The 24620-nt window shown below is 61.5% G+C and carries 24 protein-coding genes, 1 tRNA gene and 1 riboswitch; of the genes, 6 read left to right on the top strand and 19 right to left on the bottom strand.

All coding sequences use genetic code 11. The features are described from left to right. Positions 1-15: 15 nt before the first annotated feature. Positions 16-94: riboswitch (Fluoride riboswitch) on the bottom strand. A gap of 225 nt (positions 95-319) precedes the next feature. Further along, entirely contained in the window at positions 320-1195 is an 876-nt protein-coding gene (locus BM374_RS25045) for a DUF1194 domain-containing protein (protein ID WP_092298193.1), read from the top strand. A 165-nt stretch (positions 1196-1360) separates the two neighbouring features. Here BM374_RS25045 and BM374_RS25040 read toward each other — a convergent pair whose 3' ends face one another. Then, positions 1361-2419, bottom strand: a complete 1059-nt coding sequence (locus BM374_RS25040; RefSeq protein WP_177248519.1) for a class I SAM-dependent methyltransferase — start codon at positions 2417-2419, stop codon at positions 1361-1363. A 254-nt stretch (positions 2420-2673) separates the two neighbouring features. Here BM374_RS25040 and BM374_RS25035 point away from each other — a divergent pair, with 254 nt between their 5' ends. After that, positions 2674-3264, top strand: coding sequence for a putative outer membrane beta-barrel protein (locus BM374_RS25035; protein ID WP_092298187.1), 591 nt, complete (start codon positions 2674-2676; stop codon positions 3262-3264). On the opposite strand, the gene BM374_RS25030 is transcribed toward BM374_RS25035, so the two are convergent. The 8 genes from BM374_RS25030 to BM374_RS24995 form a co-directional block, all read right to left on the bottom strand. Continuing rightward, a complete protein-coding gene (locus BM374_RS25030; RefSeq protein WP_092298184.1) occupies positions 3261-4508 on the bottom strand; it encodes a class I SAM-dependent RNA methyltransferase in 1248 nt (415 codons plus the stop codon). The genes BM374_RS25035 and BM374_RS25030 overlap by 4 nt on opposite strands. After that, positions 4501-5235, bottom strand: coding sequence for a TlyA family RNA methyltransferase (locus BM374_RS25025; RefSeq protein WP_092298181.1), 735 nt, complete (start codon positions 5233-5235; stop codon positions 4501-4503). Before BM374_RS25025 ends, BM374_RS25030 begins: the two co-directional genes overlap by 8 nt. Before the next feature lie 27 nt (positions 5236-5262). Next, entirely contained in the window at positions 5263-5817 is a 555-nt protein-coding gene (locus BM374_RS25020) for a nucleoside 2-deoxyribosyltransferase (RefSeq protein WP_092298178.1), read from the bottom strand. A gap of 188 nt (positions 5818-6005) precedes the next feature. Continuing rightward, the gene (dxs, locus tag BM374_RS25015) at positions 6006-7934 is read right to left on the bottom strand and encodes a 1-deoxy-D-xylulose-5-phosphate synthase (protein WP_092298935.1); all 1929 of its coding nucleotides are present in this window, start codon (positions 7932-7934) and stop codon (positions 6006-6008) included. Between the two features lie 586 nt (positions 7935-8520). Further along, on the bottom strand, positions 8521-8772 hold the full coding sequence (locus BM374_RS25010; RefSeq protein ID WP_092298175.1) for an exodeoxyribonuclease VII small subunit: 252 nt from the start codon (positions 8770-8772) through the stop codon (positions 8521-8523). Between the two features lie 73 nt (positions 8773-8845). Further along, the gene (locus BM374_RS25005) at positions 8846-9775 is read right to left on the bottom strand and encodes a histone deacetylase family protein (RefSeq protein ID WP_092298932.1); all 930 of its coding nucleotides are present in this window, start codon (positions 9773-9775) and stop codon (positions 8846-8848) included. A 134-nt stretch (positions 9776-9909) separates the two neighbouring features. Next, positions 9910-11568 (bottom strand): bifunctional metallophosphatase/5'-nucleotidase, encoded by a 1659-nt coding sequence (locus BM374_RS25000; RefSeq protein ID WP_092298172.1) that lies wholly within the window; start codon positions 11566-11568, stop codon positions 9910-9912. A gap of 177 nt (positions 11569-11745) precedes the next feature. Next, positions 11746-12504 carry an enoyl-CoA hydratase-related protein gene (locus BM374_RS24995; RefSeq protein ID WP_092298929.1) on the bottom strand — a complete coding sequence of 253 codons (759 nt, stop codon included), beginning with the start codon at positions 12502-12504 and terminating at the stop codon, positions 11746-11748. Positions 12505-12801: 297 nt separating this feature from the next. Here BM374_RS24995 and BM374_RS24990 point away from each other — a divergent pair, with 297 nt between their 5' ends. Continuing rightward, on the top strand, positions 12802-14067 hold the full coding sequence (locus BM374_RS24990) for an MFS transporter (protein ID WP_092298169.1): 1266 nt from the start codon (positions 12802-12804) through the stop codon (positions 14065-14067). Between the two features lie 18 nt (positions 14068-14085). On the opposite strand, the gene BM374_RS24985 is transcribed toward BM374_RS24990, so the two are convergent. Continuing rightward, positions 14086-15864, bottom strand: coding sequence for an acyl-CoA dehydrogenase family protein (locus tag BM374_RS24985; protein ID WP_092298166.1), 1779 nt, complete (start codon positions 15862-15864; stop codon positions 14086-14088). Between the two features lie 243 nt (positions 15865-16107). Between BM374_RS24985 and BM374_RS24980 the strand changes: the two genes are divergently transcribed. Continuing rightward, positions 16108-16182, top strand: a tRNA-Gln gene (locus BM374_RS24980). Positions 16183-16202: 20 nt separating this feature from the next. Here BM374_RS24980 and BM374_RS38045 read toward each other — a convergent pair. Genes BM374_RS38045 through BM374_RS38725 form a run of 3 tightly spaced genes read right to left on the bottom strand, consistent with a single transcriptional unit; the run spans position 16203 to position 17954 of the window. Then, positions 16203-16463 (bottom strand): hypothetical protein, encoded by a 261-nt coding sequence (locus BM374_RS38045; protein WP_143270239.1) that lies wholly within the window; start codon positions 16461-16463, stop codon positions 16203-16205. Positions 16464-16476: 13 nt separating this feature from the next. Then, positions 16477-17808 carry a site-specific integrase gene (locus tag BM374_RS24975; RefSeq protein WP_092298163.1) on the bottom strand — a complete coding sequence of 444 codons (1332 nt, stop codon included), beginning with the start codon at positions 17806-17808 and terminating at the stop codon, positions 16477-16479. Positions 17809-17810: 2 nt separating this feature from the next. Further along, on the bottom strand, positions 17811-17954 hold the full coding sequence (locus BM374_RS38725; RefSeq protein ID WP_164939085.1) for a hypothetical protein: 144 nt from the start codon (positions 17952-17954) through the stop codon (positions 17811-17813). Positions 17955-18561: 607 nt separating this feature from the next. Here BM374_RS38725 and BM374_RS24960 point away from each other — a divergent pair. Together BM374_RS24960 and BM374_RS24955 are read left to right on the top strand one after the other, a co-directional pair. After that, a complete protein-coding gene (locus tag BM374_RS24960; RefSeq protein ID WP_092298154.1) occupies positions 18562-18762 on the top strand; it encodes a hypothetical protein in 201 nt (66 codons plus the stop codon). Between the two features lie 73 nt (positions 18763-18835). Further along, positions 18836-19180 (top strand): hypothetical protein, encoded by a 345-nt coding sequence (locus tag BM374_RS24955; protein ID WP_092298926.1) that lies wholly within the window; start codon positions 18836-18838, stop codon positions 19178-19180. Between the two features lie 105 nt (positions 19181-19285). On the opposite strand, the gene BM374_RS24950 is transcribed toward BM374_RS24955, so the two are convergent. From BM374_RS24950 to BM374_RS24925, 6 genes are all read right to left on the bottom strand, one after another. Continuing rightward, positions 19286-20533 (bottom strand): serine hydrolase domain-containing protein, encoded by a 1248-nt coding sequence (locus BM374_RS24950; protein ID WP_210188593.1) that lies wholly within the window; start codon positions 20531-20533, stop codon positions 19286-19288. A gap of 343 nt (positions 20534-20876) precedes the next feature. Next, a complete protein-coding gene (locus BM374_RS24945) occupies positions 20877-21629 on the bottom strand; it encodes an amino acid ABC transporter ATP-binding protein (RefSeq protein WP_283807091.1) in 753 nt (250 codons plus the stop codon). A gap of 77 nt (positions 21630-21706) precedes the next feature. After that, the gene (locus BM374_RS24940; protein WP_244552687.1) at positions 21707-22447 is read right to left on the bottom strand and encodes an ABC transporter permease; all 741 of its coding nucleotides are present in this window, start codon (positions 22445-22447) and stop codon (positions 21707-21709) included. Between the two features lie 7 nt (positions 22448-22454). Next, complete coding sequence (locus BM374_RS24935) at positions 22455-23129, bottom strand: ABC transporter permease (RefSeq protein WP_092298146.1); 675 nt, start codon at positions 23127-23129, stop codon at positions 22455-22457. Beyond that, positions 23126-23752, bottom strand: a complete 627-nt coding sequence (locus tag BM374_RS24930; protein WP_092298143.1) for a type 2 periplasmic-binding domain-containing protein — start codon at positions 23750-23752, stop codon at positions 23126-23128. The genes BM374_RS24935 and BM374_RS24930 overlap by 4 nt, the downstream gene beginning before the upstream one ends. A gap of 64 nt (positions 23753-23816) precedes the next feature. After that, positions 23817-24584, bottom strand: a complete 768-nt coding sequence (locus BM374_RS24925) for a transporter substrate-binding domain-containing protein (RefSeq protein WP_092298140.1) — start codon at positions 24582-24584, stop codon at positions 23817-23819. Positions 24585-24620 lie beyond the last annotated feature (36 nt).

The following is a 24620-nucleotide window of genomic DNA, read 5'->3' as shown; positions in this document are numbered from 1 at the left end:
GGGCACATTGCCTCACCTCGAGCAGGAGTCATCAGCCCACTACGGTTGTTCGACCGCCGGGCGGTTAACGGGGGACTCCATCCCCATCTCTGTCGTCAGCCTAGCATGGAAATCACAGGGAACAAGTGGGGGGCAGCGCGCTCTCCTGTGGCGCGAAGGTGCGGCGGCGCAAGCGTGGCGACATGGCGGCGATTTTTGCGCTGGCGCACGAAGACTCTAACTTGCAAATCCCTAACCTGAATGTGAAGCGCAAGCGATCTTCGCGCTTTGCGGCAGGACGTTTGCGTGTCACCATCGCGTCATACGACGGGAGGCTGCGATGCGCTTGCTTTTCTCGATCGGGGCTGTGCTGGTGGCCGGCGTACTTGCCGGAGGGGACGTCGCGAGCATCGCGGCACCAGGTCCTAAATCCGGACCGCCGAAATTCGAATCGTCGCGGCAGCGGCAAGCGGCCGACGGCGATGCGCAGTCGGTCGACGTCGAACTGATCCTCGCGGTCGACGTCTCCTACTCCATGGACATGGACGAACTCGCGATCCAGCGCGAAGGTTATGCGCAGGCGATCCAATCCAAGGAGTTCTTGCAAGCGCTGAAGGCCGGCCCCGCCGGCAGGATCGCGGTGACTTACTTCGAATGGGCTGCGTCCAACGACCAGAAGATCATCATCCCGTGGCGCCTCATCGACGGACCGGAGACCGCGGATGCGGTTGCCACCGAGATCATGAAGACGCCGATCCGACGCGCCTCGCGCACCTCGATATCAGGTGCGATCGGATTTGCGATGCCGCTGTTCGACGAGGATCCCTACCACGGCCTTCGTCGCGTCATCGACATTTCCGGCGACGGTCCCAACAACAATGGCGGCCCGGTCACCCTGGCGCGCGATGCCGCGCTCGAGAAGGGCATCGTCATCAACGGCCTGCCGATCATGGTCAAGGAACCATCCTATTCGACAATGGATATCGACAATCTCGATTACTATTACGAGGATTGCGTCATCGGCGGTCCCGGCTCCTTCGTGATTGCGATCAAGGGGCGCGAAAAGTTCAAGGAGGCAATTCGCACCAAGCTGCTGATGGAGGTCGCCGGCCGCACGCCCGAGCGTCCGGTGGTGCACGTTGCCGACAAGGACAAGGAGCCGCGCGTGAGCTGCACGATCGGCGAGAAGATCTGGTCGGACCGCTGGGGCCGCTGAGGCGCCCGTCCACTAAGACTTTTCGCCTCATTTCGCCGCACGGCCATCGTCACGCCGGCGGATTCCTCGTCCTCGGTAGACCGGACGGCGTAGCCGCACAGGACTGCGCTGTGATCGCGACGGACGCCGCGGCCTGACATGGCGAGCCGCGGCGTCGCGTGAAGATCAGATCCGAGCCTCCAGGATCAGGTTGAACGGCGTCTCGGCGGCGCGACGGAAGCGCGACAATCCGCCTTCGCTCGCGACCTTGCGTAGCCTTGCCTCACCGGCTTGTGCCCCGAGAGCAAGGCCGACCTCCTGATCGAGCGAAGCCGGCGTGCAGATCATGGTCGACGCGGCGTAATAGACGCGCCCGACCGGGTTGAGATTGTCTTCGAGGCGGTCGCCGGCGAACGGCTCGACCAGCATGCACGTGCCGTCCTTCGCCATGGTTTGACGCACATGGCTGATTGCGCCAACGGGATCACCCATGTCGTGCAGGCAATCGAAGAAGCAGACGAGGTCGTAGCCTTCGGCCGGATAGGTCTTGGCCGAGTGGACCGCGAAGCTGACGCGATCGCCCAGCCTGGCCTCGGCTGCCGCTTTTCGTGCCGCTTCGATCGAGCCCTCGTGATAATCGAAGCCATAGAAACGGGAATTGGGAAAAGCCTCGGCCATCAGCCGCGTCGAGACGCCGTGCCCGCAGCCGACATCGGCAACCTTGGCGCCGCGGTTCAGCTTGTCCACGACGCCGTCCAGCGCGGGCAGCCACTCCTGCACGAGATGGTGCATGTAGCCGGTGCGGAAGAAGCGCGCGGTGCCGCAGAACAGGCATTCGCTGCGCCGGTTCCAGCCGACGCCTTTCCCGGACTTGAAGGCGTCGGAAACCTTCGGCTCGTCGAGAAATGCGGCCGCGATGACGTTGCCGACCGCGCCAAGGAACACCGGGCTGTCCTGGTCAGCGAGCGCCATCGCCTGCTCCGGCAGCATCGAGAACTTTCCAGAGCCGGCGTCGTATTCGACGTAGCCGGACGCGGCCTGGCTCGCCAGCCATTCGCGGACATACCGCTCCGCTGTTCCGGTGGCGCTCGCGAGCTCGGCGGAGTTCATAGGTCCCTTGGCGGCAAGGGCGCGGTAGAGGCCGAGCTTGTCGCCCAAGAGAACGAGCGATGCGTTCATCGCCGCCCCGACCTCGGTGATCATCTTGCCCATAAAGGCATTCAACCTGTCGGTATTGACCTCCATGATAGCCTCCATCCAGTGTCAGGCATTTTCAAAGGTCTGCGCAATTGCGCGTTGTCGGCTACGCCAGACTCCCGCGATCGATATGGCGGCTCGGCTGGCGCGTCCTCTAGGTGGGTCAATCCGACGCGCAGGAGGTTCAAAGCGCCAGAAAGAGGGCATCCTGGAACCGGATGGTGGGATGTTGGGCGTCCCGTCGCTGGTATTCACACGATGCCGGGCGTATAATCCACGCGCTTTTTCTGACGGTTGTCTGGATGCCCGGCCTTCTAAGCTCCTGCGGTTTCGTAATTTTTTTCGCGGTGCTCTGTTTCAGTGGAGCGCCGGCTCATGCGCAGGTCGCCCCCCTGCAATATTGGATTCCGGGCGGAGCTTTTGGCTATGGCGGCAGTGCCGACAGCTACGGCAACTTTCCAAGCTTCAATACCGGTGATGCTAATAGTGGCTACGACTTTCACCCCGGCTTCTTTGTCGGAAGCCGGAGCGGCAATCTCGGTCTGAGCGGTTTCAGCCAGACCGGGCCTGCGAGCAATTTCAGCGCGCTGTCCTACGACAGCACCCAGTTCGGCTACAACATGAAAACGGCGGGCGGTTCGCCCGTGACGTTCTTTGCCGGCTTCGACACGCTGAAATACGGTAACGGCATCGGCAGCTCGGTTGCGCCGCTGACCTCCGCCGCCGCGCCCGGTTATGGTGCATTCGCGGGCGTCGAATTCAAGCCGACCTCCAACCTCAGCCTGTCGTTCGGGGCCGGGTTCACCCAGCGGGACTCGGGGCGCATGGACAGCGATATCCATTCGAACATGCTGCCCGGCGAGTCGCCGGCGCTTGGGGTACTGCGGCGTTAGCGCGTGAACCGCGCCACCAATTCCACGTGTGATGTGTGGCGGAACTGGTCCACGGGCACCACGCTCTCGATCCGGTAACCACCATCGATCAGCAGCCGGGCGTCGCGGGCGAAGGTCGCGACGTTGCAGGAGACTGCGACGATCACCGGCACCTTGCTCGCAGCCAGCTTCAGAGCCTGCGCCTGCGCGCCCTGACGCGGCGGATCGAACACGACGGCATCGACATCGCGTAGTTCTTGCGGCATCAGCGGCCGGCGGAACAGATCGCGTGGCTCGGCCCTGATCGGCTTCAGCCCTGGCGTGCGCGCGGCTTTCGCCAGCGCGGCGACGGCGCCGGCATCGTTGTCGTAAGCGGTAACGCATGACTTCTCCGCCAGCCTGAGCGCAAATGGACCGACGCCGCAGAAGAGATCCAAAACCTCCTTGGCTTTTCCGATGCGTTCTGAAGCGAGCGCGGCCAGCATCTCCTCGCCCGCGACAGTGGCTTGCAGGAACGAGCCCGGCGGCAGCGTCACTTCCGCGCGGCCCATCTTCACCGTCGGCGGCAGGCGTTGCAGCACGAGCTCGCCATGTCGCGTCAGCCGCGCCAAATGGTGCTGCTCGGCAACGCGCGATAATGCCGTGACCAGCGGCGTCGGCAGCGGGCCGGAGCCGCGCAGGTCGATATCGAGGCCGTTGGCGGTTGCGGTGACCTGGATGTCAAGCGGCTTCGTCACCGGCATTTTGGACGTCAGGAGCTCGGCGAGCCCCCAGGCGGCGTCGAGCGCGCCTTCAAGTGCGGGATCGAGGATCGGGCAGCGATCGATCGGAATGACATCGTGCGAGCTTGTTGCCGAGAAGCCGACCTTGAGCACGTCATGCGTGCCGAACCTGCCATGCAGGGTGACGCGCCTGCGGCCGGCGCCATGGGCATCGACCAGCGGCGCCACGTCGCAATCGATGCCGGCCTGGGCCAGTGTCTCGACCACGATGTTGCGCTTCCAGGCATGATACGGCTCCGCCGCCCAGTGCTGGATCGCACAGCCACCGCAGACGCCGAAATGCGGACAGAACGGTTCGATCCGTTCCGGACTGGCGACATCGACCGCCAGCAGCTTGCGGCGATCGGGATGATGGCCGACGACATGATCGACTTCCACGGTCTCGCCGCCAAGCGTGTAGGGCACATAGACTGCATCGCCCGTCGTGAGCGAGACGCCGTCGCCGCGATGGCCGACGTGATCGATTGTGACGCGCTCAACCACGGCGCGCGCCCAGGAAGAATTCGATATTGCCGTCGCCCCCTGCGATCGAGGATGGAAACACCTCGATCTCGGTGCAGCCGAGCGATGCCGCGAAGGCCGCGATTTCGTCGCAGATCTCCTGGTGCACGGCGGCATCGCGGATGATGCCTTTCTTGTTGTGCTTCCGATCGGCTTCGAATTGCGGCTTGATCAGCGCGAGCAGACTCATCGGCGCCGCCGCCAGCGACAGGGCCACGGGAAGCACCGTCTTGAGCGAGATGAAGCTGACGTCGATGACGACGATATCGGGCCGCGCCGGCAGCCGCTTGCCCTCATAGCTGCGGATGTCGGTCTCCTCCATCGACACGATCTTGGGATGACCGCGGAGCGAGGCGTGTAACTGGCTGGTGCCGACATCGATCGCGAACACCAGGCTCGCCCCATTGGCCAGCAGCACCTCGGTGAAACCGCCGGTGGAGGCGCCGACGTCGAGGCAGACATGATCCTCAACATCGATTGGATAACGCTCGAGCGCGCCAGCGAGTTTGACGCCGCCGCGCGAGACGTAGGGATGCGCCGGCACGGCCTGGATCATCGCGTCCTCGGCGATTGTCTCCGAGGGCTTTGCGACCTGCTTGTCGTCGGCCGTGACGAGCCCGGCCTCGATCGCCGCGCGCGCCCGCGCCCGGCTCTCGAACAGGCCACGCTCGACCAGCAGAACATCCGCACGCTTGCGGGCAGGGGACATCGGATCTCCGAAAGACGACTGAAGTGCTTATGTAGCGATCAATCGCGCGGCTGCCATCCGGACGCAAGCCTCGAACGCGGCGAGATCATGCCAGACGTCGATCGGCTGCTCTGCCGGCGTCACCAGAGGACAGCCGTGCAGCTCCAGCGCATGGATCATCATGAGGTTGTCGACGAGGCCGAAATCCTCGACCGTCAGCCCCTGCGCATCGACCAACCGCCCATCCTCGGAGGTGATGGCCATGAAGCGGCCGAGACGGTCGGCATAGGCGGCGCCATCGTTGGAATAGGCCAGACAGAACTTGCGGCGACCGGCCATGTAGCCGAGCTCGTAGACAGTGCCGGGATCGGCGCCCGCGCCGCGGAAGGGGGTGAGATTGGCGATGATGGCGTCAGCTTCGTCCATCATCGCCTCGTTGCCGCAGAAGATCTGCCTGGAGGCGTCGGGCGCGGTGAGGTCAATGGCCTTGTCGAGGGGGTAGAGACCAGTCAGGCCGTGCGCAGTGCAGATCGCGGCCTTGCGGCGGCCAATCTCAACCGCATCCGGCAGGAACACATCGGGGCCTGCCAAATAGATTTTCATGGGAGTCAAAGCCGGAAAAGTCTGGATCGAGCTACGAGCCGCAGCACGTGCTCTGCTCCCTCCCCCGCTTGCGGGGGAGGGGTGGGGAGAGGGTTGTCTCCGCTCGCGAGAACCCCAAGAGGCGAAAGCCCTCACCCGCGCCTCCGGCGCGACCTCTCCCGCAAGCAAAGCGGGAGAGGTGAAAGCGATCAAGCCAGCTTGACCGTCTCGGTCTTGACGTCCTTGCCGAGCGCCTCGAACACCTTGGCGACGATGCCCTTGGCGTCGAGACCGGCGCGGGCGTACATCGCGGTGGGCGTGTCGTGGTCCTGGAACACGTCAGGCAGCACCATGGAGCGGAACTTGACCATGCCGGTGTCGAGCACGCCCTGGTCGGCCAGGTACTGGGCGACATGCGAGCCGAAGCCGCCGATCGAACCTTCCTCGATGGTGATCAGGACGTCGTGATCGCGGGCAAGCTTGAGCACCAGCTCGGTGTCCAGCGGCTTCATGAAGCGCGCATCTGCAATCGAGGTGGACAGGCCATGGGCGGCGAGTTCGTCGGCCGCCTTCTCGCATTCGGCCAGACGCGTGCCGAACGAGAGCAGGGCGATCTTGTTGCCCTGGCGGATCATGCGGCCTTTGCCGATCTCGAGCGGAATGCCGACCTCGGGCATCTCGACGCCACGGCCTTCGCCGCGCGGATAACGCACCGAGCTCGGACGGTCGTTGATCGCGACCTGGGTCGCCACCATGTGCACGAGCTCGGCCTCATCCGCCGCCGCCATGATCACCATGTTCGGCAGACAGCCGAGATAGGCGTTGTCGAACGAGCCGGCATGCGTGGCGCCGTCGGCGCCGACCAGACCGGCGCGGTCGATGGCGAAGCGGACGGGCAGGCTCTGGATCGCCACGTCATGCACGATCTGGTCATAGCCGCGCTGCAGGAAGGTCGAGTAGATCGCGCAGAACGGCTTGTACCCTTCGGTCGCAAGACCGGCGGCGAAAGTCACGGCGTGCTGCTCGGCGATGCCGACGTCGAAGGTGCGGTCCGGGAAGGCCTTGTTGAAGATGTCGACGCCGGTGCCCGACGGCATGGCCGCAGTGATGGCGACGATCTTGTCGTCCTTCTGCGCTTCCTTGACGAGGCTTTGGCCGAACACGTTCTGGTAGGCCGGCGCATTCGGCTTGGCCTTGGCCTGCGTGCCGGTGGCGACGTCGAACTTGACGACGGCGTGGTACTTGTCGGCGGAGGCTTCCGCCGGCCCGTAGCCCTTGCCCTTCTGCGTCACGACGTGGACCAGGATCGGGCCGGTCTCCATGTCGCGCACGTTCTTCAGCACCGGCAGCAGATGGTCGAGGTTGTGACCGTCGATCGGGCCGACATAGTAGAAGCCGAGCTCTTCGAACAGCGTGCCGCCATCCATCATGAAGCCGCGGGAATATTCCTCGACGCGGTTGGCGCGGTTGGCGATGATCTTGGGCAGTCGCTTGTTGATCTGCTTCGCCGCCTCGCGCAGCGTGCGGTAGGTCTTGCCGGAGTAGAGCCGCGACAGATAGGCGCTCATGGCGCCGACCGGCGGAGCGATCGACATGTCGTTGTCGTTGAGGATGACGATCAGGCGGGAGTTCATCGCGCCGGCATTGTTCATCGCCTCATAGGCCATGCCTGCCGACATCGAGCCATCGCCGATGACCGCGATCACGTTGTTCTTGCCGCCGGAAAGATCGCGCGCCACGGCCATGCCGAGGCCGGCCGAGATCGAGGTCGACGAGTGCGCGGCGCCGAACGGATCGTAATCGCTTTCGCTGCGCTTGGTGAAGCCGGACAGCCCACCGCCGGTGCGCAGCGTGCGGATGCGGTCGCGGCGCCCGGTGAGGATCTTGTGCGGATAGGCCTGGTGGCCGACATCCCAGATCAGGCGGTCACGCGGCGTATCGAAGACGTAGTGGATCGCGGTGGTGAGCTCGACGACGCCGAGACCTGCACCGAAGTGACCGCCGGTGACCGAGACGGCATCGATGGTCTCCTGACGCAGCTCGTCAGCGACCTGGCGAACCTGCTCGACCTTGAGCTTGCGCAGGTCTTCCGGCGTCCGGATGGTGTCGAGAAGCGGCGTCTTGCTGTATGCGTTCACGGCGATTTCCAATTTTTCAGCGCCGGAAGGTCATTCCGGTGCGCGATGGGTTTGCACAATATCGGCGCAGCGCGAGTCCTTAAACCGTCGGAGCCACCTGCATGGGGCAATGCCCCGTCTTCAAGCTTAGGTGAGCTTAAGTGCGCTCCGGTTCAGTCTCTGTGATCCCTGTCACGTAGATCGGCTTCGTCCGTCCAAGCCAATTTCATCAGCGATTTGAGGCGCTTGTCGTTGGTGATCGGTCCCCACGTCAAGGCAAACAAAAAGCCACACTCCGCGCAGCTTTACACCAAAGCTTGGGTCAAAGCCAACCCGCCGGGCAGATTAGGGGTATGCAGATGCAACCGGCGGGCCAATTTGGTTAATTGCGGCCCCGGGGCGGAGGTTCCAGTTCTACCCGGTTCCCTGGCAGAATTCCGGGCGAAAAGACAGATATTTTGGCGGGATTCGCGGACCGAAAAGCGCCGGCGAGACAATTCTTCAATTCTGGTATCCGCAACCGCGTTTCCAGGAGAGGGAGACGGCCGGGGTGCGATGTTGAAAAACGCAGGCGTACCCGCCCAAATGGGTCTGTCGATGGCGTCCCCTACTGCACGTCGAGCGGAGCTGTGCCGGTCGCCTGGCCGCTGGCATCGGTGGTGATCTTGTCGACGCGCGCCTCGGCCTGGCGCAGCAGCTCCTCGCAGCGCCGTTTCAGGGCTTCGCCGCGCTCGTAGATCGTGACGGATTCCTCGAGCGGCACCTTGCCATCCTCGAGCCGCTTCACGATCGTTTCGAGTTCCTCGATCGCGCGCTCGAAGGTGAGCCTGCCGACGTCGATTTGGGTATTTTCGGCCATATAACTTTCCGATTGCCCGATTCGTTTCTGATGCAAAACAACAGAGTTTTGCGGGCTTAATGTGGCGGGTCCGTCAAGCGCCCATCAGGGCGCCGACATGCGCCGTAACAGATTCTTTCAGTCCTTGCAGGTCGTAGCCGCCTTCCAGCACAGAAACAACGCGCCCGCCGGCGGACTTGTCCGCGAGGTCCATCAGCTTGCGCGTCACCCAGGCATAATCCTCCGCGCGCAGGTTCAACGAGGCCAGCGGATCGCGGTAATGCGCGTCGAAGCCGGCCGAAATGATGAGGAGCTCCGGACTGAATTCCGTCAGGCGCGGCAGGATCAGATTCTCGAACGCGCTGCGGAATTCCGGGCCGCCGTCTTCCGAGGCGAGCGGCGCGTTGACGATGGTGTCATGGTCGCCGCGTTCGCTCTTGGCGCCGGTGCCCGGAAATAGCGGCATCTGATGGGTCGAACAGTACATCACTGATGGGTCCGACCAGAAGATGTCCTGGGTGCCATTGCCGTGATGCACGTCGAAATCGACGATGGCCGCGCGCTTGATGCCGTACTTGCGCTGCGCGTGCCGCGCGGCGATCGCGACATTGTCGAAGAAGCAGAAGCCCATCGGCTTGCCGATCTCGGCGTGATGGCCGGGCGGGCGCACCGCGACGAAGGCGTTGCGATGCTCGCCCTTCATCACCGCTTCAGTCGCTGCCACCGCGCCGCCGACGCCGCGCATCACCGCTTCCCAGGTGCCGGGGGACATCGAGGTATCGCCGTCCACATAGACCTGACCGCTAGTCGGCGCGATGTGGCGCAGCTCGGTGACGTAATGTTCGTTGTGGCAGAGCGTGACGAGATCGAGATCGCCCTCCGGCGCGAGGTCGCGAGCGAGGAACTGGAAGCGCTCATGCGACAGCGCTTCCTCGACCGCGCGCAGGCGGTCCGGCCTTTCAGGGTGTCCCGGCGGCGTGACGTGGTCGAGGCAGGCCTTGTGGGAGAGGAGAAGCGTGCTCATCAGGTCGGCCTCGCAGGGAACGAACTCTCGACGTCGCTTGGCGCATCCGGCGCCAAAACGCAATGCAAAATCCAATCTATGCTTTCCCTAGCCAATGGCAAAGGGCTGTCCCGGGCCTCACCGTTTGATCCGGATCAATTCACGCGCAGGATGCGGGTCGGCGGTAGCGGACCGATCGGACCATGTGCCCTAAAGAAGGCAAACAGCGCATCGGCATCGTAACCGCCATATTGCGGTGAAGTGCCCTGCTTGGCGACGGTAAAGCCATCGCCGCCGACGGCGAGGTAATCGTTGACGGTGACGCGGTAGCCGGTGGCTGGCTCGATCGACCTGCCATTGAGTGTCATCTTCTCAGCCATTACGCGTTCGCCGAACGGCTTGGACGAATCCCAGCTGTAGCTGAACCCGTTCGACACCTGAAGGATCCGAGGCCGCTTCGGATCGAGCCATTGCTGCTCCAGCATATCTTTCAATTGGCTGCCGGTGAGGGTCATGGTCACGAGACGGTTGCGGAACGGCTGGCTGGCGAACAGGTCGCCAAAGGACACCATGCCGTTTTCCTTGGGGACGATGTCGGTGCGGATGCCGCCGGGATTGGTGAGCGCGATGACAGCGCTGCCATTCTTGGCATCCTTGGTGGCGGCAAGCTGCGCATCGGCGATCACATCGCCGAGCGCGCTTTCGCCAGCCTCGTTCGAAATGCGCGACAGCGTCTGCGTCACCGATCCGGCCGGGCGATTGGCGATCGGTGCGGAGAGCTTGTCATAAGCATCGATCAGCGCGGTCTGCTCAGGATCCTTGGCGAGCGAGGCGTTGGCGACGATGACGTTCTCTCCCTTGGCGCTGATGATGTCGCGGGTTGCAGGATCGAGCTTGAGGTCGATTGCGGTGACCAGCGTGCCGTATTTGTCGCCGCTGGTGACGAGCCGGCCGTCGATGTCGCAGACATAGGCACGATGGGTGTGGCCGCTGACAACGACGTCGACAGCGCGGTCGAACTTCTTCACGATGTCGACGATCGGCCCCGTGATCCCAGGGCATTCATTGTAGCCGCCCGAAGGCTCGCCGCCCTGGTGGATCAGCACCACGATGGCTTCGACGCCCCGCGCCTTCAATTGCGGCACAAGCGCGTTCACGGTCTCGGCTTCGTCGCGGAATTCGAGACCGGCAATCCCCGACGGAGAAACGATGCCGGCGGTTTCCTTCAAGGTCAGCCCGATGAAGGCGACCGGAATGCCCTCGAACTCCCTGATCTCATAGGGTGGCAATATACTCTTGCCTGTCGCGCTCTCGACGGTGGACGCTGCGAGATAGTGGAATTTGGCACCGGTGAAAGGATGTGGCCCTTGGCAGCCGTCCTCCGGATGGCAACCGCCGTTCTGCATCCTGAGCAGCTCGGTCTTGCCCTCGTCGAATTCGTGGTTGCCGACCGATGTGATCGCAAGCCCCATCATCGAGAGCGACTCGATCGACGGCTCGTCGTGGAACATCGCCGACAGGAAGGGGCTCGCTCCGATCAGATCGCCGGCGGCGACGAAGATGGTGTTCTTGTGCCCCTCGCTCAATTGCTTGACCAGCGTCGCCATGTACTCGGCGCCACCGGCGGCCACCGTCACCTTCTTGCTCCCGTCTTCTGGGTCGTTGATGCGGATGCCGCCCGGCGGCGGACGGAGATTACCGTGGAAGTCGTTGATCGCGAGAATGCGCAGCTCGACCGGGGCCCCGGTCTGGGCCGCGGCGGGCAGGGTGCAGAACGCGAGGGCGAAGCTGGTCAGGCGGAGAAGATGTCGCATGGAGCAAGACTAATCGTTCAGCGCAAAGATTTCACGAAACTTGTCGCTGTCATTCCGGGGCGCGCGTAGCGCGAGCCCGGAATCCTCGGGCGGCAGCGACCGTGGATGAATGGATGCCGGGCTCGCGACTTCGTCGCGCCCCGGAATGACGAGGGATTGATGAGGCGCCGGACAGCCCTACCGTTTCTTCCTGTTCGCAAACGCATTGAACGCAGCGATCGCCTCGTCGGATTTCAGTCGTTCGCCGAACAGATGGCTTTCCTGGTCGATGCGGCGGGTCAGCTCCTCCGGAGGAGCGCGCAGCAGCTTGCGCGACGTCGCGACCGCGTCGGCCGGCAGCCGGCAGATCTCGCGCGCGACCTTGCGGGCTTCGACCTCGGTATGTCCCGGCGAAACCACGGTGTTGACGAAGCCGGCGGCATGGGCCTCGGCGGCGGTGAAGCTGCGTCCCATCACCAGCATGGCGAAGGCGCGCTGGTAGCCCATCGTGCTCGGCATCAAGAGGCTGGCGGCACCGACGGGAACGAGCCCGAGATTGATGTAAGGCGCCGAAAAGGTCGCGGCGTTGGATGCGAGCACGTAATCGCAGTGAAACAGCATGACGGTGCCGATGCCGATCGATGCGCCGTCGACGGCTGCGATGATCGGCTTGACGTTGAGCGCCAGCGAATACAGGAATTTGGCACCGTCCGATAACGTCTCGGGACGCGACGCGTCCGCCTTCAAGAAGTCGTCGATGTCGTCGCCCGCCGTGAATACGCCGGAGCCGCCGGTCATGATCATGCAGCGGATGTCGGGATTGTTCTGCGCGGTATCGATCGCGCGGCTCATCTCTCGATACATGTCCTGGGTGATCGCGTTCTTCTTGCCCGGCCGGCGCAGGGTGATGACGCGCGTGGCGCCCTCGTCCGTGACGATGATGTTGCCGTTCGGCATGAACACTCCCTGCGGCCGCCGCGGCGAATGCCATCGGCGAGTCTTGCAAGGCTCAGCCTACATGATCCGGCAGGCCTGCCAATGCTGCGATCGGCCATTTCGGCAGTAACCCCCCGTGGGCGGTTGCATGACACCCGTCCGGCGGTTGCATTCATGGGGGAACCGCGGCGGTGAAGCTGGTTAAATCTCATGCGGTGTTTTGCGCGTTGCAACAACTGGCGACAATGTTTCATTTGAAAGACCGAGGGTTGTGCGGCACGATCGGCCATCTCGTTCCTTTTGGCGCATACTCGATCGATGATTGCCGCAACGGGCGTTGACGAATCCTCGCTGCATTACCGCGGCTGGCGCGTGGTGCTGGCCTGTTTCCTGATGGCCTTCTTCATGTTCGGCTTCGGCCTCTACGGTCAGGGCGTCTATCTCGCCGAGCTTCAGCGCGTCCATGGCTGGCCCGGCACCTTGGTGTCGGCAGCCAGCACCTTGTCGTTCCTGCTGACCTCCGTCCTCGTCATCTTCACCGACGATCTGCTCGTCCGCATCGGGCTGCGCGCGCTGGTCCTGTGCGGGCTGATCGCGCTTGGCGCCTCGACAGCCCTGCTGGGGCTGATGCAGGCGCCCTGGCAGCTCTATCTTGCCTATGCGTTGATGTCGGTCGGCTGGACTGGCATGGGTACGGTGGTCATCGCGACCGTGCTCAATTCCTGGTTCGTGCGGCGGCGCGGGCTCGCGCTCAGCCTTGCCTTCAACGGCGCCACTTGCGGCGGCATCGTCCTCGTTCCGGTTCTGCTGGCGCTGAGCGGCAGCGTCGGCTTCCGCTCGGCCATGCTGGCGGCCACGATCGCCATGGTGGTGCTGGTGTTGCCGGTGGTTGTCGTTTTCACCGGCTGGCCGGCCGATGCGGCTCTGAATTCAGCCGAAGGCTCACCCGGCAGAGGCAAGCCGGCGCGGCATTCTCGGAAGGACCTGCTCGCCAACGCATCGTTCTGGACCATGGTGGTGCCGATCGCGCTCGCGCTGCTGGCCCAGATGGGATTCATCATTCATCAGGTGACGTTTCTCGAACCGCTGATCGGCCGCGCCAGTGCGGGCTTCGCCGTCACGATCATGGCGGCGATGGCGGTGGTCGGGCGGCTGTCGCTCGGCCTGTTTGTCGACCGGCTCGATCCGCGGCTCGCCTGCGCGGCATCGATGACCAGCCAGGCGGCAGCGCTCCTCGTGCTGCTCCAGAGCACCAGCCCCGTCGTGCTCCTCGGCTGCTGCGCCGTCTACGGCTTCTCGATCGGCAACATGATCACGTTCCCACCCCTGATCATCCAGCGTGAGATCGGCAGCACGGCCTTCGCAGCCGCAATGGGACTGGGAACGTCGATTGGCGGCATCGTCAGCGCGTTCGGCCCCGGCATCGTCGGCCTCGTGCGCAGCGTGAGCGGAGACTACACGATGGCGTTCGCGATGTGCGCAGCGCTCGATGTCGTCGCGGCCGGGCTCGTGCTGTGGCGGCCGGGGAGACGCGCAGCTGGCGCGCGAGCTCTCGCGCCCGAACAGGAAAGCAGCGTCGATTAGTCCACGCTCGCCGATGCCTTACCCCAACAGCACCGCATCCGCCGCCGCGACCGACTCCGCGCTTTCTGTGACGGTACGCTCGAGCGCGCCGGCCTGCACGGTGATGTTTTCCGCGAAGAAGCGCGCCAGCGCGACGTAGCGTGTGGCGTCCGAGATGCCGCCGGCTTTGGCGGCCAGCGCCTCGGAGGCCAGCATGCAGCCGCCGAGCGTGGCGCCGAACTGCTGCAAATACGGCGTCGCCCCGGCGAGCGCCTCGTTTGGCGCGGACGCGACACGCTCGAGCAACCACTTGCTGGTGCGCGTCAGCGCATCCAGTGCCTCGCGCAATTTCGCGCCTGTCGTGCCGAAAGCGGGATCGTTGGAGGCCTCGACTTGTTTGACGATCGCCGCGAGCTCCTCGATCAGCGTCCACACCGACGCGCCGCCATTGACGGCCAGCTTGCGCGTAACGAGGTCGATTGCCTGGATGCCGTTGGTGCCCTCGTAGATCGCGGTAATGCGCGCGTCGCGATAATGCTGCGCAGCGCCGGTCTCCTCGATGAAGCCCATGCCGCCGTGCACCTGCACGCCCAGATAGGCGACCTCATTGCCGATATCGGTCGAATAGGCTTTTGCGATCGGGGTCAGTAGTGCCGCGCGCGCGGCCGCATCGGCGCGCACCTTCGGATCCCTGGCGCGCATGGAGACGTCGAGCGCGACCGCCGTGGCATAGCATATAGTGCGCGCGGCTGCGGTCTGCGCCCGCATCCGCATCAGCATGCGCTTGACGTCGGGATGGACGAAGATCGCGTCCGACCCGTCGCCCTTCTTGCCGATTGCGCGCCCCTGCTTGCGTTCCTGGGCGTAGGACAATGCCTGCTGATAGGCACGATCGGCAACGCCGACGCCCTCCAGGCCGACGCCGAGGCGGGCCTGGTTCATCATGGTGAACATGCAGCGCATGCCCTGGTTCTCTTCGCCGATCAGGAATCCGATGGCGCCGCCGTGATCGCCCATGGTCATGGTGCAGGTCGGCGAGGCGTGCATGCCGAGCTTGTGCTCGACGCCCGAGGCAAAGATGTCGTTGCGTGCGCCGAGCGAGCCGTCAGGATTGACCATGAACTTCGGCACGAGAAACAGCGAGATCCCCTTGGTGCCAACAGGTGCGTCCGGCAGGCGCGCCAGCACGAAATGCACGATGTTGTCGGTCATGTCGTGCTCGCCATAGGTGATGAAGATCTTCGTCCCCTTGATGCGATAGGTGCCGTCGGCCTGCTTTTCGGCCCGGGTGCGCAGCGCGCCGACATCGGAGCCGGCCTGCGCCTCGGTGAGTTGCATCGTGCCGGTCCATTCGCCGGACACGAGCTTTTCGAGATAGATCTTCTTCAGCTCGTCGCTGCCATGCGCATCGAGCGCTTCGATCGCGGATGCCGTCAGCAGCGGGCAGAGGCCGAAGGCGACGTTGGCGGCGCTCCAGATCTCTGTGCAGGCGGCGTTGATCGCGAGCGGCAGGCCCTGGCCGCCGAAACCTTCCGGGCCCGAGACCGCGTTCCAGCCGCCCTCGGTCCAACGCTTATAGGCATCGGGCCAGCCCGGCGCGGTGGTGACCTTGCCGTCGTCAAGCTTGATGCCGTGCTCGTCGCCGACCTTGTTCAACGGCGCCAGCACGTCGGTCGCGAATTTGGCGGCTTCTTCCAGCACGGCTGCGGTAATGTCGGCGTCGAAATCGCCGTAATGGCCGGCTTCCACGGCGGCCTTCAGCCCGGCGCCATGGTTGAGCGACAGCAGCATGTCAGAAATCGGCGCGCGGTAGGTCATGGCTCACTCCCGAGGTCAGGTTTGGCGCCGTATTCTCACGAAACGGGAGAGGTCTCAATGGCCGCGATACGGGACCGCATCGGCCTCTGGCCGGGACCTAGAATGGGGTGTGGCCGCGCCGCATTCCGGACGGTGGTATTTTGCCCTCCAGGCGGTTGAAATGCCGCGCCGCTCCCTATAGACCGGCTGCGACCGAGGGGAATCTGCGGGTGCGAGTGCTTCGCCGTTCCCTCGGCCACCTGATGGGGCGTAGCCAAGCGGTAAGGCAGCGGATTTTGATTCCGCCATTCGGAGGTTCGATCCCTCCCGCCCCAGCCAGAGACAACTCGCTGATTTTGTTACGAAAACGGCTCTGCCCAAGGCAGAATTTCCCGCGCATTTGGAAATTCCGTTTGCCTCCCATTTGGAAATTCTGTGCTGGTTTCGTTTTTTGCCGGAAGCCAGATGAAAGTCGTCGCGCGTGGAACGTCGCTCAACTTATCAAAATACGAATTGAGCGGATGAACGCCGTCTGCGCGTTCGAAGCTTCCCACCGCAGCCGTTGACGTCGCTTGCGGGATCAACAATCGCAGAACCCCGCCGCCTTTTGCAGCGTTCAACGAAGCGCGAAGTCTATCCTTGAGATCGGACGCCAGTATTCGAAATTGGGGAGGTCTGCGCTTCGTCTCGAGGTGATGCTGCTCCATCAGCATTCTGCTGATCGAGTTCCTTCTGTGCCAAGAGATGTGCATGCCGCTTACGGGTCGCAGCTAACGCTCGCATCATCGTCTCCTTGGCATAGCCGCGATAGGCCTGTGCGGTCTTGTGGCCCGAGAGCGCACGACCTTGGCCGTCTGTCAGCTCCGCTTCCTCGAGTTCGGTCATGCCGCCGTGTCGACAGGAATCAAGCGTGAACAGCTTTGACACGCCGTCGATCTTCTTGCGCATCTGCTGCACTACTTTTTCCATGCCAGGGTAGGACCACACTTTGGCATCGCCCTTGCGTTCACCCTTTTGGATCCGACGCATGATCATCGGCACGCCAAGCTTTGGTAGATGACTCAAAACGTCCTCCGCTTCGGCATAAAACTTGACGGTCTCACCATCGAGAGTCTCTTCGAGCGGATGCCAGACCAGCGCCTTATTCTTGTGGTGCTCGATGCGTACCGCGTTTGGCCAGTTCTTGCTGCGGTAGTCCGGCCACGTCAAAAACCCGGCCACTACGTTCTCCGGCCGTTGCAGCCATTCAAAGCAGATCACCGCGACGGCTGCGGGTTCAGGCCGCCCTTCTTTGATGCAGCCCCATGCAAATTTATAAACCTCTTCTCGAGTCACCGCGTGCTTCTTGGTCTTGGTGCGGCTCTTGAGGGTGAAATCGTCCCAGGGGTTCGGATGCTTTTTGTCGAACAACTCCGGGTGTAGACGACGCATGATCCGCCACGCCTTTCGGCAGAGGCCGACGACCTTTTCTCCCTGCCGCAGCCTGATGCCGTTCGGCCCGTTGATGATTTTGTCGTAGATCTTATCGGCAGCTCGTGGCGTAACCTCCATGATCTGCCGTTCACCAATCCGCCGTCCGCTCTTGTCGACCGTGTCGCAGATCATTTGCATGATCCGTTCGTAATCGGGGCGGGACCGAGGTGAGACTTTCTCGGTATAGGCCTTCTCCGTCTTGTATTGCCGGAATAGCCAATCGATCGTGCCATAGCGCGCGATCTTTCCCTGTTCACCTTCACCGGGCTCCCCCCTGCGGTGATTGTTCCATTCATCAAAGAGGGCATTGAGCGTGGCAGCGCGTCCGCCTTTTCCCTCTTGACCGCATGCGGCTTCGTAGCTCGTCCCAAGTGGCTCATTCGCCATCTCGCAGCCAAGACTGCGGTAATAGGTGGGGATCCGGAAATAGAACGCGACCGAACCGCAGGCAAGCCGACGCACCTCCACAAAGCGTGGAAGCGGCCGTTCCAAGGTCACAAATCCTCGGCGAGGTCGCCCGGCACCATGTCCGGCGCGATAGCCCGGTCCAGATCGTCCTTCAACCACAGCTGACGCCTTCCTTCTTTCACACGTGGTCGAGGATACTCCTTACCGACTCGTTTGAGAAAGGCTTCCACGGTCGCTTCTCCGCAATACGCTGCCGCGGTTCCAGCAGACATACGGCGAGGCCAAGAACCCGCTGGAATGATGGCAGGACGTGTCATTGCATATGCGTGAGCTGCTGAAAAATTCGCTCTTTGCTCGTCTTGGCCATCATGATGATCACCAGCAGGATTGAAACCGCGAGGACGACCGGATCGTACAGGAGCGTAGTGCAGCGCCTGAAAAGGACAATTCGGACTTACATGCCTCGGGCGCGAGGGCGCGCCGCGGAAGGCCTTTGCGAAGGAAGTGACTGTGACCCAGCAGAGGACGATGCGGATCAATTGGAGACGGCGGCTACCGCCGAGGTGCGAAGACTCGGCAACGAGGCCAGTGGACCGGAACCTGACGCGGCGGAGACAGTCCGCGCGGTAAGCTGGGACGTAGTCGCTGGCGCAGCTCGCAAACCTCGGACGGACAAGGCACCCGGAGCCGTCGCCTTCATAGTTCCTCTGGTTCGTCGGCCATTCGCGCCGGTATTGCCAAGTCCTAGCAGGGGTGTAGAGTTTTACGGTTTTTTTAACACGCTTAAATTTGACGCTGCCGCCATTGCGTTATGGTAAATTTGCTTGTGGGGTTCTCATGTTCGATTCCGTGACCACCGCACTTTTGCGCGCGGTCCTAGATGAGGTCTGCGAAAACGTTTCGCGGAGCGAGACGGGCGCCCGTGCCCACGTGGCCTCGAAAATCCTGGAAGCCGCGACCAAGGGGGACACCTCTCCGGATCGCCTCAAGCAGATCGGGCGCCAAGCTCTCTCGCAGGCGCCGACCATGTGGCGCTGACCGGAGGCGGGGGGGGAATTTCCAGGTCACGGTGCTGAAGATCCTCGTGAGCTATCCGGATGGATTTGCCGCGATGGCCGATCTCAAGCGCGACATGGCGATCCTGGCGACCAGCGGCCGGGACTGGGCCGATCGAACAAAGCGGCTGGCTGCGCGTGTACCGGATCTCGACATCTTTTCGCAAGGTCTCGTCGAGCGCGAAAATGGCGGCTGGAAAATCACCCTCAAGGGACGGACAGTGCTGGAGTTCATGGAGGCGCGCCCCGCCGTCGAGCAACCAAGAGAGACGGTGTCAGCCGAGAACAGGGATGCGCCCATACCATCGCTTCCGCAGCCAGCGGAGCGCGCTAGGAGGCGACGCGAACGTCGCGAGCAGCGTCGTGAAGCCCGAGAACGGGCGCGGGCTAACGCTTCCTAATCCTGAGGACGGGAGGCCTCCTTCTAGGTAGGGTGCCGGACGCAGCGCCGCCCTCTGCACCGCATGTGTTTCCTCCGAACCATTAGCTTTCCCGGCCTGTCATCATCAATGCGGCTGCCAGACCGAAGCCGCCTTAAGGAACGCTAGGGTCTCATCGGAAGCAAGCTTGTCGGCTGGCGGAAAATAGCTGAGCTTGACGATTACCGTGCGCGTTGCGGGGTCGACGAAGATGTACTGCCCTTGCAGCCCAATTGCCATGTACGCACCGCCGGTGCCAATCGTCCACCACTGGTACCCGTAGCCCCGTGGCTCCGAGTGCGCCGGATCGGTAGGTCGGATCGACTCCGCAATCCACTCCGAAGACAGAATTCGCTGACCGTTGGCGACTCCCATGTTAAGCATCATGAGGCCCAACCGGGCGAAATCGCGAAGGGTCGCGTTGAAGCCTGCACCGCTGAATTCTCGACCTACGCCCGGCGCTCCATCCATAATGAAGAAGCCATCGGCTTCTGCACCAATCGGCTCCCAGATGTGCTTCGTCATATAGGCGGCCAAATTGCTGCCGCCGCTCACGCGCTCCAAGAGAAGGCCAAGCACCGCCGTATCCAGCGTCTTGTATTGGAAAACCTCGCCCGGCGAATGCTTTCGGCTGATCGTGCGTGCCGCATCCGCAAAGCGAACGACGTTCTTGACAAGTGCTTCGACGAAGCTACTCGCCGCCACCCCCGGGTTTTGGAAATCGTACCGCTCTTCATAGTCAACGCCGGATCGCATTTGCAGGATCTGCCGGATCGTCACGTTTTCGTATCCGCCCCCTTTCAGTTCCGGTAAATAGGTGTCGATCCTCTCATCGAGCGACTTGATCCGACCTTCGGCCAGCGCACAGCCAATCAGGATTGAAGTTATCGACTTCGTCATGGAGAAGCCGATGAAGCGAGTTCGATCGTTCGTATTGTTGAGATACCTCTCGAAGGCAATCTTTCCATCTTTCAAGACGATAAGTGCGTTTGTGTAAGATCGTTCAAGGAACTGATTAGCCTGGAACGTTTTGCCGTCGTACTGATAGTTGAAATCAAGTGCGTGCTCTTCTCGCGGAAGCTGCCAGACTGGACCGGAGCGTGCGACCGTGCGTGTCGTGAACAGTGTATCCATGCTATGGAAAGTAAGCGCGTTGACGCCCGCATCGAGCATCCCGAAGCGAAGGTTCTGTATGCCGATCGGCACATCCGACACCGGATCTTGAGTGATTTGTGGTTTCAGCACCTGCTCCGCTAGCGCGCGCCCGACGAGCATCAATCCTGTGCAGGCTAGAACCAGAGAGACAGCGATTCGTTTCGACAAGCGTGCTTTCATTTCCGTTCTCCTAGCCGAGTATCGCTGCGCGTTGTGCTCGCGCTTAACCGTTGCGAGCAGATGATAGAGGCCGGGCCGTCACGATGATGGCCGATAGGCCCTTCAGCACGCGCGGTATGGATCCGAGCGACTGGCGCAGGGCTCGGCGGCAGGCTGGTGTGGCTGCTGGTCAAGAGTCTACGGTGGCGTATGGCGTCAGCACTTCGCAAATGCAATCACCTCACGAGAGCCCCGGCCGGCATCACAGTACAACCGATCGCGTTGAGCGCTTCGACTGACGCCAAGCTGGTGCATGCGGCAACTGAGCAACTCAGCCGACCGGCTTCATGAAGATTCTGGCTGATCAATGCAGAACCTGCGACAGAAAATCTCGTGCTCTCTGCGTCTTGGGCTGACGAAAGAACTGCTCCGGCGCGCCTTCCTCGACTATAGCGCCCTCATCCATGAAGATTACCCGGTCGGCGACCTGTCTGGCGAAGCCCATTTCGTGGGTCACGCAGATCATCGTCATACCATCGCCTGCGAGTTCTATCATCGTGTTCAGCACTTCCTTGACCATTTCCGGGTCGAGCGCCGAAGTAGGCTCATCCAAGAGCATGATCTTCGGTTTCATGCACATCGCCCTCGCGATAGCAACACGTTGCTGCTGACCACCGGAGAGTTGGGAGGGATATTTGGCAGCCTGATCGGCAATCCTTACTCTTCTGAGATAGCTGATTGCGACGTCCTCTGCCTCGGCCGCTTTCAACCCCCTGACAAGCATCGGCGCTAACATACAATTCTCAAGCACGGTCATGTGAGGAAAGAGGTTGAAACTCTGAAACACCATGCCGACTTCTCGTCTGACCTTGTCTATATTCGTCAACCGATGGTCGAGCAGGCATCCCTCTACTACGATCGAGCCGCCATCATGCTTCTCGATACGGTTGATGCATCGAATCAATGTTGATTTTCCAGATCCTGAGGGGCCGCAGATCACGATCTTCTCTCCGCGATCCACACTCAGGCCGATGCCCTTGAGCGCAGCGAACGAGCCGAATCGCTTGGTGACTGCGGACATGACGACCGTGCCGCCCTCGCTTGAGCAGCTTTCCATTACTCGCACGCTCAACTCCATCTCTCTGGCTTTGTATTGGGGATCAACGACAATGACACTTTGAGAGCCCGGCACTACTAATGATCGGGTATGCCCGGCAAAACGGGTTGAAACTCCTTGACGCGCCGCTCCTCATTCCGGTGGCCGGCTGACAGCCGCACCTCAAACCTGCGCAACAGCCAGCTCAAGCTGGTGGTGATACAAAAGTAGATTGCTCCCGCCGTCAGAAAGACCTCGTAGGGCGCAAAGGTATTCGAGACCTCAAGGCGTGCGGCGCCTGTCAGATCGAGGAGGGTAATTGTGCTGGCGAGAGAAGTTGCTTTGATCGTCAGGATTACTTCGTTTTCATAGGCCGGTAGTGCTGCGCGCACAGCGAGTGGAATCGTAACCTTCCGTTGAGTCTGGAACCACGAGAGCCCGAGGGCTTGCGCGGCCTCCACAAGCCCCTTTGGCACCTGCCTCAGCGCACCAGCGATGATTTCGGCCGTATAGGCGGCTGAGTTCAGACCCAGTGCGATGATGACGCACCAGAAGGGGTCGCGAAAAATCGGCCACAAAGCCGAGTTTCGGACGAAGCTGAACTGGCCAAGTCCGTAATAAACGATGAAGACTTGCAGCAGAGAGGGGATCCCGCGAATGACGAGAATGTAGATACTCGCAGGGCCATGGAGCCAAATCGATTGCGCATTGCGAGCATAAGCGAGAGGCACAGCTAACATCATCCCGAGAAGCAGGATGAGTATGGACAGCCGCCCTGTCATTCCCGCTCCCTTAAGCAGGTTCGGAAACGCGTCGGCCATGATTGAGAAATCTAGCATGGCGCTCTCACGCAAAGCCTCGATTGGACCGAATACCGGCGTTGCGAAAGCCCCAGGAGACAATGCTCGTAATAATGAGGTACAGGATCGCTGCCACGGAATAGACGAGGAACGGCTGCCTAGTCGCGCCGGAAATCACGGACGACGCTCGCAGTAGTTCCTCAAGTCCGATCACCGAAATTAAAGACGTCTGCTTAATCAGGATGATGGCAAGATTCCCGAAGCCTGGTAGGGCCAGCCGCCATGCCTGGGGCAGGATTATCCGAAAAAACGCGGCCCGTGGCGATAGTCCAAGTGCATGCGCCGCTTCAGTTTGTCCGCGCGGCACTTGTCCTATGGCGCCTCTAAAAATATCGCCAGCATAGGCGGCAAAAATGAAGGCAAGGGCCGCTACACCTGCAGCGAACCCGTTGATGTCCACATATTGGCCGGTGATCTTGGTCAGCGCTACTGTGCCGCCGAAATAAATCAGGTAGATGACGATGAGGTCGGGCACTCCCCGAACTACAGCGGTGTATGCTTCAGCACTGTAGCGAAGGGGTTTCGCACCATAAATTTTCGCGGTCCCCAATGAGATGCCGAGCACGGTCCCGACAACAAGTGCTACTAGCGCCACCGAGAGCATAGTGACCGCTCCAAAAATGAGCTGCAGGCCATAACCGGAAAGCCAGTCCATCGTCATAGGGTCGACCTACTGACTTTTAAGGTGTTGTTCTCAACCTTCCGACGGATCAACTCACGGATAGGTCCTTCATGCCAGGCCTGAAGCTTTCCTCCGGAAGTTCTCTCGTTTGCGTAGACGATCCAGACGTCATCAGGAGAACCGATCACCTGGTCCACTCGCACCCGATCCGGGTATTGTTCTGCATATTCGAGGTAAACGAGACCGGAATCGTATTTTTCCTTAAGAAGATTCTCAAAAATAATGGGCAGCGAAGGCTCGGATACCCGAGTCTGCCACTGACTGGAGTCGATGTAACTCTCGGTCGCCGGAGCCAGCAGGCCGATAGACTTCGGTGTTTCGATATCCGAACGTGTGAGAACTGCTAGGTCTTTGCTGCGACAGATGAAGCTGTCGACGGCGAACATCTTTTGGAAATGCGTACCGAGTGTCGGAGGCGTATCGGGATGAACGGCACACTGAAGGATGAAGTCGTAGTCGCCATTGATCAGCCCCTGCATTGCTACGTTGAAATTTGGGACGAGAACAATGTTGGCCTCCGGAATGTCGTGAAACTTGATGTACTCTTTGGTTACAAACTCATGGTTGGTCCCGGCCGGCCCGAGAGTTGCGAAGGTGATCATCGAATTTAGCCTGCACATCTAAAAGCGTTCAATATCCGTCTTGATCGTCTCGAACGCTGGATTGCTACATGAGTGGGAAGTCAAAGTATTTTCTCACGATCTTGTCGTAAGTCCCGTTCGACAAAATCGTATCGATGGCAGAATTCACTTGCGCTAGAAGTTTTGCGTCATCTTTGCGCAAAGCGATGGCGTTTCCTTCACCGAGAAGACCGCCGGTATATTCCGGGCCGACCAATTCATAGCCAGCCGCTTGCGGGCTCTTGAGGAAGCCAAGCAGCGAAGTCACGCGATTGGCCAGAAGCAAGTCGATACGCCCTGCAATTAGGTCCATCTCGACATCAGTAGTCTTGTCATAGCGAACAATCTGGGAATCGGGATAGCTCGCCGACAAATAGGCGTCCTGAATGCTGCCGCGCTGTACGCCGATCACACGGCCCTTCAAAGCGGCGGGGCTCGTGTCTGCAAAAGTACCCTTCCTGGCAACAAACTGGCTGGACGTGTTCTTGTATTTCTTGGAAAAGGCGACCTGTTGCCTGCGTTTTTCGGTCACGCCCATGCTTGCGACAATCATGTCGTATTTTTTGGCATTCAGGCCAGGAATAATTCCATCCCATTCCTGGGCGACAATCTTGCATTTGGCCTTCATGACTTCGCAGAGTGCATTTGCAATATCGACATCCCAGCCGGTCAAAGTACCCTTGGCATCGACATAACTCCACGGCGGATAAGTGCCTTCAGTAGCGATGCGCAAATCCTGAGCAATCGCAGTTGACGCAGTGAGCGTCAAAAGAGCAAAGCCGAGAGCAGCGATCCGACGACTCAAAATGTTCATGTTACTCTCGCGTCAAACGTTCAAGTGCAGCCAAGC

The organism is Bradyrhizobium sp. Ghvi (assembly GCF_900115265.1).
Lineage (GTDB): Bacteria > Pseudomonadota > Alphaproteobacteria > Rhizobiales > Xanthobacteraceae > Bradyrhizobium.
The sequence above is the reverse complement of the archived record's forward strand: the minus strand, read 5'-3'. Positions and strand labels throughout refer to the sequence as shown.

What these genes read in the sequence shown, in the direction of transcription:
- BM374_RS25045 (WP_092298193.1), top strand. Translation starts at nt 320, where the DNA reads ATGCGCTTGCTTTTCTCGATCGGGGCTGTGCTGGTGGCCGGCGTACTT.
- BM374_RS25040 (WP_177248519.1), bottom strand. Translation starts at nt 2,419, where the DNA reads ATGGAGGTCAATACCGACAGGTTGAATGCCTTTATGGGCAAGATGATC.
- BM374_RS25035 (WP_092298187.1), top strand. Translation starts at nt 2,674, where the DNA reads ATGCCCGGCCTTCTAAGCTCCTGCGGTTTCGTAATTTTTTTCGCGGTG.
- BM374_RS25025 (WP_092298181.1), bottom strand. Translation starts at nt 5,235, where the DNA reads ATGTCCCCTGCCCGCAAGCGTGCGGATGTTCTGCTGGTCGAGCGTGGC.
- BM374_RS25020 (WP_092298178.1), bottom strand. Translation starts at nt 5,817, where the DNA reads ATGAAAATCTATTTGGCAGGCCCCGATGTGTTCCTGCCGGATGCGGTT.
- BM374_RS25010 (WP_092298175.1), bottom strand. Translation starts at nt 8,772, where the DNA reads ATGGCCGAAAATACCCAAATCGACGTCGGCAGGCTCACCTTCGAGCGC.
- BM374_RS25005 (WP_092298932.1), bottom strand. Translation starts at nt 9,775, where the DNA reads ATGAGCACGCTTCTCCTCTCCCACAAGGCCTGCCTCGACCACGTCACG.
- BM374_RS25000 (WP_092298172.1), bottom strand. Translation starts at nt 11,568, where the DNA reads ATGCGACATCTTCTCCGCCTGACCAGCTTCGCCCTCGCGTTCTGCACC.
- BM374_RS24995 (WP_092298929.1), bottom strand. Translation starts at nt 12,504, where the DNA reads ATGCCGAACGGCAACATCATCGTCACGGACGAGGGCGCCACGCGCGTC.
- BM374_RS24990 (WP_092298169.1), top strand. Translation starts at nt 12,802, where the DNA reads ATGATTGCCGCAACGGGCGTTGACGAATCCTCGCTGCATTACCGCGGC.
- BM374_RS24985 (WP_092298166.1), bottom strand. Translation starts at nt 15,864, where the DNA reads ATGACCTACCGCGCGCCGATTTCTGACATGCTGCTGTCGCTCAACCAT.
- BM374_RS24960 (WP_092298154.1), top strand. Translation starts at nt 18,562, where the DNA reads ATGTTCGATTCCGTGACCACCGCACTTTTGCGCGCGGTCCTAGATGAG.
- BM374_RS24955 (WP_092298926.1), top strand. Translation starts at nt 18,836, where the DNA reads ATGGCCGATCTCAAGCGCGACATGGCGATCCTGGCGACCAGCGGCCGG.
- BM374_RS24950 (WP_210188593.1), bottom strand. Translation starts at nt 20,533, where the DNA reads ATGAAAGCACGCTTGTCGAAACGAATCGCTGTCTCTCTGGTTCTAGCC.
- BM374_RS24945 (WP_283807091.1), bottom strand. Translation starts at nt 21,629, where the DNA reads ATGGAAAGCTGCTCAAGCGAGGGCGGCACGGTCGTCATGTCCGCAGTC.
- BM374_RS24940 (WP_244552687.1), bottom strand. Translation starts at nt 22,447, where the DNA reads ATGCTAGATTTCTCAATCATGGCCGACGCGTTTCCGAACCTGCTTAAG.
- BM374_RS24935 (WP_092298146.1), bottom strand. Translation starts at nt 23,129, where the DNA reads ATGACGATGGACTGGCTTTCCGGTTATGGCCTGCAGCTCATTTTTGGA.
- BM374_RS24930 (WP_092298143.1), bottom strand. Translation starts at nt 23,752, where the DNA reads ATGATCACCTTCGCAACTCTCGGGCCGGCCGGGACCAACCATGAGTTT.
- BM374_RS24925 (WP_092298140.1), bottom strand. Translation starts at nt 24,584, where the DNA reads ATGAACATTTTGAGTCGTCGGATCGCTGCTCTCGGCTTTGCTCTTTTG.